The 8,820-nt window shown below is 72.3% G+C and carries 11 protein-coding genes; 7 read left to right on the top strand and 4 right to left on the bottom strand.

The window, feature by feature from the left end:
• Both VFO68_RS02850 and VFO68_RS02845 read left to right on the top strand, forming a co-directional pair.
• Window positions 1-152, top strand: a 152-nt coding sequence (locus VFO68_RS02850) for a response regulator transcription factor (RefSeq protein WP_325156546.1), incomplete at its 5' end; no start/stop codon positions are given.
• Between the two features lie 74 nt (window positions 153-226).
• Window positions 227-1,300, top strand: a complete 1,074-nt coding sequence (locus tag VFO68_RS02845; RefSeq protein WP_325156545.1) for an oxidoreductase — start codon at window positions 227-229, stop codon at window positions 1,298-1,300.
• A gap of 8 nt (window positions 1,301-1,308) precedes the next feature.
• On the opposite strand, the gene VFO68_RS02840 is transcribed toward VFO68_RS02845, so the two are convergent.
• From VFO68_RS02840 to VFO68_RS02830, 3 genes are all read right to left on the bottom strand, one after another.
• The gene (locus tag VFO68_RS02840) at window positions 1,309-2,220 is read right to left on the bottom strand and encodes a haloalkane dehalogenase (RefSeq protein WP_325156544.1); all 912 of its coding nucleotides are present in this window, start codon (window positions 2,218-2,220) and stop codon (window positions 1,309-1,311) included.
• Between the two features lie 4 nt (window positions 2,221-2,224).
• Entirely contained in the window at window positions 2,225-2,407 is a 183-nt protein-coding gene (locus VFO68_RS02835) for a YegP family protein (protein ID WP_325156543.1), read from the bottom strand.
• An 81-nt stretch (window positions 2,408-2,488) separates the two neighbouring features.
• The gene (locus VFO68_RS02830; RefSeq protein WP_325156542.1) at window positions 2,489-3,904 is read right to left on the bottom strand and encodes a DHA2 family efflux MFS transporter permease subunit; all 1,416 of its coding nucleotides are present in this window, start codon (window positions 3,902-3,904) and stop codon (window positions 2,489-2,491) included.
• Between the two features lie 96 nt (window positions 3,905-4,000).
• Here VFO68_RS02830 and VFO68_RS02825 point away from each other — a divergent pair, with 96 nt between their 5' ends.
• The 5 genes from VFO68_RS02825 to xylB all read left to right on the top strand — a co-directional run bounded on the left by VFO68_RS02825 (window position 4,001) and on the right by xylB (window position 8,400).
• Window positions 4,001-4,570, top strand: coding sequence for a helix-turn-helix domain-containing protein (locus VFO68_RS02825; RefSeq protein WP_325156541.1), 570 nt, complete (start codon window positions 4,001-4,003; stop codon window positions 4,568-4,570).
• A 37-nt stretch (window positions 4,571-4,607) separates the two neighbouring features.
• Entirely contained in the window at window positions 4,608-5,060 is a 453-nt protein-coding gene (locus VFO68_RS02820) for a pyridoxamine 5'-phosphate oxidase family protein (protein ID WP_325156540.1), read from the top strand.
• Between the two features lie 323 nt (window positions 5,061-5,383).
• Window positions 5,384-6,316, top strand: coding sequence for an isoaspartyl peptidase/L-asparaginase (locus tag VFO68_RS02815; RefSeq protein WP_325156539.1), 933 nt, complete (start codon window positions 5,384-5,386; stop codon window positions 6,314-6,316).
• A gap of 7 nt (window positions 6,317-6,323) precedes the next feature.
• On the top strand, window positions 6,324-6,959 hold the full coding sequence (locus tag VFO68_RS02810) for a SecDF P1 head subdomain-containing protein (RefSeq protein ID WP_325156538.1): 636 nt from the start codon (window positions 6,324-6,326) through the stop codon (window positions 6,957-6,959).
• Window positions 6,960-7,002: 43 nt separating this feature from the next.
• A complete protein-coding gene (xylB, locus tag VFO68_RS02805; protein WP_325156537.1) occupies window positions 7,003-8,400 on the top strand; it encodes a xylulokinase in 1,398 nt (465 codons plus the stop codon).
• Here xylB and VFO68_RS02800 read toward each other — a convergent pair.
• The coding region (locus tag VFO68_RS02800) for a thiamine pyrophosphate-dependent enzyme (RefSeq protein WP_325156536.1) at window positions 8,397-8,820 on the bottom strand (424 nt) is incomplete at its 5' end. The two genes, xylB and VFO68_RS02800, sit on opposite strands and share 4 nt — an antisense overlap.

The raw sequence follows: 8,820 nt of genomic DNA, 5'->3' as shown, positions 1-8,820 counted from the left end.
TGGGCCTGTCCAACGCCCAGATCGCCAAACGACTGTCGCTGTCCGAGGCCACGGTCAAGAGCTACGTCTCCCGGATGCTGGACAAGCTCTGCTGTGACAACCGAACCCAGGCCGGCCTACTGGCCTATGACGCCGGACTGGTCACGCGCTGAATGGAGGTGATGCCGCGCGCGCCCGACTTGTGAGGGCTGTCCAGCCCTCGTCAACTGGGCTAGGTTTCGCGTACATGAAGCGCGCCCTGATCATCGCCGCTCTCGCGCCGCTCGCCCTCGGGCTGCTCCCGGCCACCGCCGCGAGCGCGACACCGGCGACCGCCCCAGCGGCTCATGACCTGAGCTGGCGGATCACCCCTACCGGAGTGACGGCCCAATTCCGCGGACTGTCGGCGATCAGCCGGCAGGTCGCCTGGGCCAGCGGAAGCGCCGGCACCGTCCTGCGCACCACCGATGGCGGCCGGACCTGGCAGAACGTGTCGCCACCCGGGGTGACGGACCTGCAGTTCCGCGACATCGAGGCGTTCGACGCGAACACCGCCGTCATCCTCAGCATCGGTGAGGGTGAGGCATCCCGGGTCTACCGCACGAGCGACGGCGGCGCGCACTGGACCGAGTCGTTCCGAAACACCGAGCCGACCGCGTTCTACGACTGCCTGGCCTTCTTCGACCGCAGGCACGGGCTGGCGCTGTCCGACCCGGTCGGCGGCAAGTTCCGCGTTCTGTCCACATCGGACGGTGGCCGGTCCTGGGCCGTGTTGCCCGACGCCGGCATGCCGGCCGCGCTGGCCGGCGAGTTCGCCTTCGCGGCGAGCGGCCAGTGCATCGCCACCTCGGGCGACCGGGACGCCTGGATCGCCACCGGGGGTGGAGCGCAAGCCAGGGTGCTGCACTCCCGGGACCGCGGGCTGACCTGGACGGCGAGCGTCACGCCGCTGGCCAGCAGCCCGAGCGCGGGCGTGTTCGCTGTCGCCTTCCGGGACCGGCACAACGGGGTGGCGGTCGGCGGCGACTTCGCCAACCCGGCGAACGGGGTCGACGCCCTCGGGTTGACCCGCGACGGGGGCCGCACCTGGGCCGAGCCGGTCACCGCGCCGCAGGGCTACCGGTCCGGCGTGACCTGGCATCCGTGGTTCCCCACCGTGCTGATCGCGGTCGGCCCGACCGGCAGCGACCTCAGCGTCGACGGCGGCCGGCACTGGCTCCAGTTCGACACCGGCACCTTCGACACCGTCGACTGCACCCGCGACGGAGCCTGCTGGGCCTCCGGCGCGCAGGGCCGGGTGGGCGTCCTTCAGCTCACCTGACCCCGGGTTCAGGGCGTGGCGCGGATGAAGTCGACGATGTGCTCGGCCAGGTCCGGGCCGGCGTCCTCCTGCAGGAAATGGCCGGCGCCGGCGATCGTGGGGTGCGCGCGGTCCTGCGCACCGCGCATGACGCGCCGCAGGATCGGGGCGAGCGGGCCGGTGATCGGGTCGCCGTCGCTGAACGCGACCAGCATCGGGGTCGGGGACGCGGCGAGCGCCGCCCAGGCGGCGCGGTTGGCGGCGGCGGCCGGGTCGTTCGGCGTGATCGGCACGAGGCCGGGCATCGCGCGCGGACCCGCGGTGAACGTGTCGTCCGGGAACGGCGCGTCGTACCCGGCGCGCACCTCCGGCGAAAGCTCGCGCCGGCAACCGGACTGGACGAACCGGCCGATGTCCAGCGCGGGCGCGTTCTGAATCGCCTCGCGGAACTGATGCCAGACCGGCGGCATCGGGAAGTCGCCGGTGGGCAGGCCGGTGTTGGCCGGGACCAGCCGGGCGAACCGGTCCGGATGCTCGGCGGCCAGCCGCAGCCCGATCAGCCCGCCCCAGTCCTGCCCCACCATGGTCACCGAACGCAGGTCGAGGACGTCGAAGACCAGGTTCCGGACCCACTCCACGTGCCGCGCGTAGGTGTGGTCGGCGCGCCGCTCCGGCTTGTCCGACCGGCCGAACCCGACGAGGTCCGGGCACACCACCCGCAGCCCGGCCGCGACCAGCACCGGAATCATCGTGCGGTACAGGAACGACCAGCTCGGTTCGCCGTGCAGGCACAGCACGACCGGTCCGTCGGCCGGACCGTCCTCGACCCAGGCCATCCGCAGCTCACCGCCGTCCCCGTCGGGGACCTGCGCGAACCGGGGCGGATAGGGAAACTCCGGCAGCCGGGCGAACCGGTCTGCCGGAGTTCGCAAGGTCCGCATCACCTCAGGAGGTGGTGTCCACGACGTCGGCGCTCGAGGCGTTCTTCTTGACCGACTCGATCCCGTTGAGCGCACCCGACTTGGTCTCGTACGCCTCGCCGACCGCGATGATCTCGCCGTTGCCGGCCTTCAACCGGAACCGGTACTTGCCCTGGGCGTCGTTGTACAGCTCGAACTTGCCGGACATGAGCGCACTTCCTCACAGATGATCAACCGGTACTGGGGACGGGCGCCATCCTGCCATCAACCGCGGCCCGGGTGCACCAGATCAGCCAGTTGCCTTCCGGGGCAGCCACAGGGCGAGCAGCGCCCCGACCGCCACCACGACCGAGCCCACCACGACCGCCGGGACCAGACCGTCCACAAAGGAGGAACGGTCGCCGTAGTCGCCGTAGGAGGCGAACACCGAGGCCAGCACCGCGACGCCCATGGCGACGCCCACCTCGCGCACCGTGTTGTTGGTGCCGGAGGCCACGCCGTGCGCCTCGGGCCGCACGCTGGCCAGCACGGTCGCGGTCATCGGCGCGAAGGTCAGGCCCATCCCGATGCCGGCCAGCCCGAACGGCACGACCAGCGCCGCGTAGGTCACGTCGACCGACGTCGTCAGGGCGATCCAGAGCAGCGCGGCGGCCAGCAACGCCTGCCCGGTCGCGATCAGCACCCGCGGCCCGACCCGGCCGAGCAGCAACCCGGCCACCGGTGCCACCACCATCGGCGCGAGCGTCCACGGCATCGTGCGCATCCCGGCCTCCAGCGCGGAAAGCCCTTGCACCACCTGGAAGAACTGGGCGAGCAGGAACACCGAGCCGAACACGCCGAGCGAGAAGGTGAACGCGACCGCGTTCACCAGGCTGAACGAGCGCGAACGGAACAGCCGCAGCGGCAGCATCGGGGCGCTCGCCCGCCGTTCCCAGGCGAGGAACGCCAGCAGCAGGACGACCCCGCCGATCATCGACCCGAGCACACCGGCCGAGGTCCAGCCGTCGTCGGCGCCGTTCACCACGCCCCACACCACGGCCAGCACTCCGGCCGCCGACAGCACCAGGCCCACCGGGTCGAGCCGGCCGGATCCGCCGCGCGACTCGCGCAGCACGAGCGCCACCAGCGGCACGGCGACCAGGCCCACCGGCACGTTCAGCCAGAAGATCCAGTTCCAGGTGAGCCCGTCGGCGACCGCACCGCCGACGACCGGTCCGAGCGCGACGCCCAGACCGCTGATCCCACCCCAGATCCCGACCGCGGCGTTGCGCAGGCGTTCCGGTACACCCGCGGCGAGCAGGGTCAGCGACAGCGGCATCACCGCCGCCCCGGCCGCGCCCTGCACCGCCCGGGCCGCGGTGAGCATCCATGGTTCGGTGGCCAGCGCGCATGCCGCTGAGGCCAGGGTGAACAGCGTGATGCCCGCGAGGAAGATCCGCCTGCGGCCCAACCGGTCGCCGAGCGCCGCGGCGGTGAGCAGCAGCGCGGCGAAGGACAGCGTGTAGGCGTTGACGAACCACTGCAGGTCGGTCAGCGAGGCACCCAGTTCCTGCTTGATCACCGGCAGGGCCGTGGTCACCACCAGGTTGTCCAGCGTGACCATGAACATCGGCAGGCCGACGGCCGCGAGCACGGCGGCGAGCGGCCGGCGCCGGCCGGACGGCGAAGCGACCGAGGGGCGGTGCTCCAGGACCGCGCTACTCATGACGACTCCCTTGTTGTTATTCACTGATAACTACCTGTCGGCGTCAAGGTAGTAATCGACTGATAACATGTCAAGCACCGATGTCGAGGAGCAGCCATGACGAGCAAGCCCCGGCTGACCGCGGCGCAGCGCAGCGAGCAGCTGGTCGAGGCAGCGGTGCGGGCGTTCGCCGCCAACGGTTTCGCCGGCACCACCACCGACGAGGTGGCCAGGCTGGCCGAGGTGTCCCAGCCGTACGTGATCCGGCTGTTCGGCTCCAAGCAGCGGCTGTTCCTGGCCGCCGTGGAACACGCCTGCGTTCGGATCGAGCAGGCGTTCCGGGACGCGGCGGGGTCCGGCGCGGCCGAGTTGGCCCAGCTCGGCGAGGCCTACGACGGCCTGCTGGCCAACCGGGATCTGCTCGCGGTCATGCTGCACGGCTACGCGGCCAGCGCCGACCCGGCGATCGGGCCGGTCGTGCGGGACGGCTTCGGCCGGATCTACCGGTTGGTCCGTGAGCTGACCGGGGCGCAGCCGGAGGAGGCCCGGGAGTTCCTGGCGACGGGCATGTTGCTCACCGTGCTGGCCGCCATTCAGGTGGTCGGGCCGGACGCGGTCCCGCCGGAGCCGTGGATGGCGGAACTGGTCGAGTCGTTTCCGGAGAAGTCGGCCACCGACCCCGACTGAACGGGTTTCTGTCGGTGGTCCGTGCCAGGCTCAGCGCATGACGTCGTGGAACGACCTCGCCGCCGCGGAGCCGGATTTCGCCGCCCGGGTACGGGATCGGTTCGCCGTGGGGAAGCACTGCACGATGGCGACCCTGCGCCAGGACGGCTCACCCCGGATCAGCGGCACCGAGGTCGAGTTCGGCGAGGACGGGCTCTACATCGGCAGCATGGCGGGCGCGGTCAAGGCGCTCGACTTACGCCGGGATCCACGGGTCGCGGTGCACTCCCCGACCGTGGATCCGACCGACGACGGGACTTCCTGGGCCGGTGAGGCCAAAATCGCCGGCCTGGCACACGAGGTGGGCGATCCCCACCGCGCCGACGAATCGCACCGGTTCCGGATCGAGCTGAGCGAGGTAGTGCTCACCCGGCTGGGCGAACCCGCCGATCACCTGGTGATCGAGAGCTGGCATCCCAAGCGGGGACTGGAAAGGAGGACACGTAAGTAGGCCGTTGACCCGCCTGCTGGCCGGCTCAAGAGTGGGGTGGACCGTAGTCACACCCTCGAGGAGGTCGGTCACATGTTTTCTCCGCCACAACGGGGAATCCTGGTCGGCCTGGCAGCCGTGACGATCACCGTCGCCTTCGGTTTGTCGGGCTCAGCCGCTGGTGCCGCACCCGGCGCCACCACCAACCAGAGGTCGACGGCAACCGTCGGGCTCTCCACCGATCCCGCGGCCCTGGACCCCGCCGGACGGCCTGCCGCGACCCGGCAGGGCCGGCGACCGATCCGGCAACGGACCCGGCGGGCCCGGACCGGGACGGCTCGGCGGTGCGCAACGTGGTGCTGGCCGTGCACGGCGGCGCGGGCAGCCTGCCGCGCGGCAGCATCAGCGCCGAACAGGAGCGGGCCTACCGCGATGGGCTGACGCGGGCGCTGCGCACCGGGTACGCCCTGATCAACGAGGGCCGGCCGAGCCTGGACGCGGTCGAGGCGGCGGTTCGGGTACTCGAGGACGACCCGAACTTCAATGCCGGCAAGGGCGCGGTGTTCAACACCGACGGCGAGCAGGAACTGGACGCCTCCATCATGAACGGCCGGGACCTGCGCAGCGGCGCCGTGGCCGGGGTGCACAACACGAAGAACCCGATCTCGTTGGCGCGCATGGTAATGGAGCGCTCGCGGCACGTCCTGATGGCCGGCCGGGGCGCGGACATCTTCGCCCTGCAGAACGGAGTGCCCTATACGACCCAGGACTACTTCTTCACGCAACGCCGCTGGGACGCGCTGATCGCGGCGAAGAACCCGCCGGCCGGCGGGGCAGAACAGACGACCGGCGAGACCGTCGGCGCCGTTGCCGTCGACCGCAACCGGGACATCGCCGCGGCCACCTCGACCGGCGGGTTGACCAACAAGCTGGTCGGCCGGGTCGGAGACTCGCCGATCATCGGTGCCGGCACCTACGCGGACAACCGCACCGTGGCGATCTCCTGCACCGGCACCGGTGAGGTGTTCATCCGCGGGGTCGCCGCGCACGACATCTCCGCGCTGATGGACTACACCGGCGCCAGCGTCACGCGGGCGGCCGCGCGGGTGATCACCGAGAAGATTCCCGCCCTCGGCGCGACCGGCGGCGCCATCGCGCTCGATCCGCGGGGCGTGCTCGCCACCCCGCACAGCACCGCCGGTCTGATCAACGCCTACATCCTGCGCGACGGGACGGTGGTGACCCGGATCTTCGACGACGAGACCCCCGCGCGATGATGACTTCGTGCGGGCGCTGAGAGTTCTTGCGGTTCTGGCCGTTCTCGCCGGCCTGGCCGGGTGCCGGTCCTCGACGGTCGCGGGCACCGGAGACCGCGCCGAGCCCGCACAACTCGAGTTTCGCAAGGTGCTGACGACGGAGCCGGCCGAGGCGAGTCCCCGGCCGGCGCCGTCCGGCTCGCCGGGCGCCACCGCGGGCCCGACGACTCGGCAGGACCCGGCCTTCGCCGACCCGGCGGCTGCCCGGGCCGCCCTCGACGCACTGGACTGCGCGGCGGCGGATTCGTTGCGCGCCAAGGTCGATCCGGCGCTGCCGCTGGTGACCTGTGACCCGGCGCTGCCGGAGAAGTACGTGCTCGCTCCGGCTTTTCTCAGCGGAGCCGACGTGGTCCGGGCCGGGGCCGAACTAGGCCCGAACTCGAGCGGATGGACCATCGCCGTCACGTTCTCCGACGCGGCGAGCCGCACCTGGGCCGACTTCACGACGCAGAACGTCGGCGCCAAGGTCGCCATCGTGCTGGACGGCCGGGTGGTGTCCGCGCCCACGATCGAGGAGCCGATCCTCGCCGGAACGGTCATCATCTCGGGCAGGTTCACCAAGGAGGAGGCCGAGCGGCTCGCCGGCCAGCTCAACTCCCGGTAGCCACCTGGCCAAGGGAACGCGCTTTCCGGAATCATTGCGAAACATGACGCTCGTGCTCGGAATCGACTCCTCGACCCAGTCGACCAAGGCCCTGCTGACCGACGCCGAGACCGGCACGGTCGTCGCCGAGGGCCGGGCCGCGCATCCGGACGGCACCGAGGTCGATCCGCACGCGTGGTGGCAGGCCTGCCAGGAGGCGATCAGCCAGGCCACCGCCGGCAGCACCGAACGGGTGGCGGCGGTCGCGGTCGCCGGCCAGCAGCACGGCATGGTCACCCTGGACGCGGCCGGCGAGGTGGTCCGGCCCGCGTTGCTGTGGAACGACACCCGGTCCGCCGGCCAGGCCCGCCGGCTGGTCGAGGACGGCGCCGGTCCGGCGTGGTGGGCCGAGCAGACCGGGTCCGTCCCGGTCGCGAGCTTCACCGTCACCAAGCTCGCCTGGCTGGCCGAGAACGAGCCGGCCAACGCCGACCGGGTGGCGGCCGTCGCGCTCCCGCACGACTGGCTCACCTGGCGGCTGGCCGGCCGGGGCGACCGGCTGGTGACCGACCGCGGCGACGCGTCCGGCACCGGGTACTTCTCCCCCCGCACCGGCGCCTGGCTGCCCGAGGTGCTCGACACCGCGTTCGGCGGGCGCCGCCCGCGCCTGCCCGACGTGCTCGGTCCGAACGAACCGGCCGGGACCACGACCGAAGGGGCGGTGCTCGCCCCGGGCACCGGCGACAACATGGCCGCCGCCCTGGGCCTGGACCTGCGTCCGGGGGACGTGGTCGTCTCGCTCGGCACGTCCGGCACGGTGTTCGCGAGCGTGCCGACCCCGGCCGCGGACCCGTCCGGCCTGGTGGCCGGGTTCTGCGACGCGACCGGCCGGTACCTGCCGCTGGTCTGCACGCTCAACGCGGCCCGGGTGCTCACCTCGACCGCCGCGATGCTGGGCACCGACCTGGCCGGGCTCGACGCGCTCGCCCTGCGGGCCGCGCCGGGTTCGGGCGGGCTGGTGATGCTGCCCTACCTGGAGGGCGAGCGAACCCCGGACCTGCCGAACGCCACCGGAACCCTGGTCGGACTGCGCGGCACCAACATGTCGCCGGAGAACCTGGCCCGGGCGGCGGTCGAGGGAATGCTGTGCGGCCTGGCCGACGGGCTGGCGGCGTTGCGGGACACCGATGTCGAGGTGCGCCGGGTGCTGCTGATCGGCGGCGCCAGCCGGTCCGGGGCGGTGCGGGCGGTCGCCGCCGGACTCTTCGGTGTGCCGGTCGACCTGCCGGACCCGGACGAGTACGTGGCGCTCGGCGCCGCCCGCCAGGCCGCCTGGGTGGTCTCCGGCGACCCGGCGCCGCCGGACTGGCGCCGCCCGACGCAGACCCTCGACCCCACCGGCGACGGCGCCGAGGTGCACAACGCCTATTCCGCGGCGCGGAAGGCGTTGTACGGCAGTTAGATCCCGGTGGTGGAGCGCGGATAGGCGACGGCCGGATCGGTCAACACGTTGATCAGGTAGGGCACACCGGAAGCCAGACCCCGCTTGATGGCCGGCCCGATGTCCGCCGGCGCGCTCACCAGCTCCCCCGCCCCACCCAGGGCCCGCACCACCTCGTCGTAGCGGGTGCGCGGGGCCAGTTCGGCGGCCACGTCGTAGCCGTACAGGAACTGCATCGGGTGCTTCTCCAGACCCCAGATCCCGTTGTTGCCGACGATCATCAGCACCGGCAGTCCGTGCCGCACCAGCGTGTCGGCGTCCATCAGTGAGAACCCGGCGGCGCCGTCGCCGAGCAGCAGCACCACCGGCGCGGACGGCCGGGCGATCCGGGCGGCGATCGCGTACCCGAGCCCGGTGCCCAGGCAGCCGTACGGGCCGGGG

Source organism: Actinophytocola sp., assembly GCF_035712165.1.
GTDB lineage: Bacteria > Actinomycetota > Actinomycetes > Mycobacteriales > Pseudonocardiaceae > DASYTH01.
The sequence above is the reverse complement of the archived record's forward strand: the minus strand, read 5'-3'. Positions and strand labels throughout refer to the sequence as shown.

Bases quoted from the DNA above. Each gene is read 5' to 3' on its own strand.
- VFO68_RS02845 (WP_325156545.1), top strand. From the start codon at position 227: ATGAAGCGCGCCCTGATCATCGCCGCTCTCGCGCCGCTCGCCCTCGGG.
- VFO68_RS02840 (WP_325156544.1), bottom strand. From the start codon at position 2,220: ATGCGGACCTTGCGAACTCCGGCAGACCGGTTCGCCCGGCTGCCGGAG.
- VFO68_RS02835 (WP_325156543.1), bottom strand. From the start codon at position 2,407: ATGTCCGGCAAGTTCGAGCTGTACAACGACGCCCAGGGCAAGTACCGG.
- VFO68_RS02830 (WP_325156542.1), bottom strand. From the start codon at position 3,904: ATGAGTAGCGCGGTCCTGGAGCACCGCCCCTCGGTCGCTTCGCCGTCC.
- VFO68_RS02825 (WP_325156541.1), top strand. From the start codon at position 4,001: ATGACGAGCAAGCCCCGGCTGACCGCGGCGCAGCGCAGCGAGCAGCTG.
- VFO68_RS02820 (WP_325156540.1), top strand. From the start codon at position 4,608: ATGACGTCGTGGAACGACCTCGCCGCCGCGGAGCCGGATTTCGCCGCC.
- xylB (WP_325156537.1), top strand. From the start codon at position 7,003: ATGACGCTCGTGCTCGGAATCGACTCCTCGACCCAGTCGACCAAGGCC.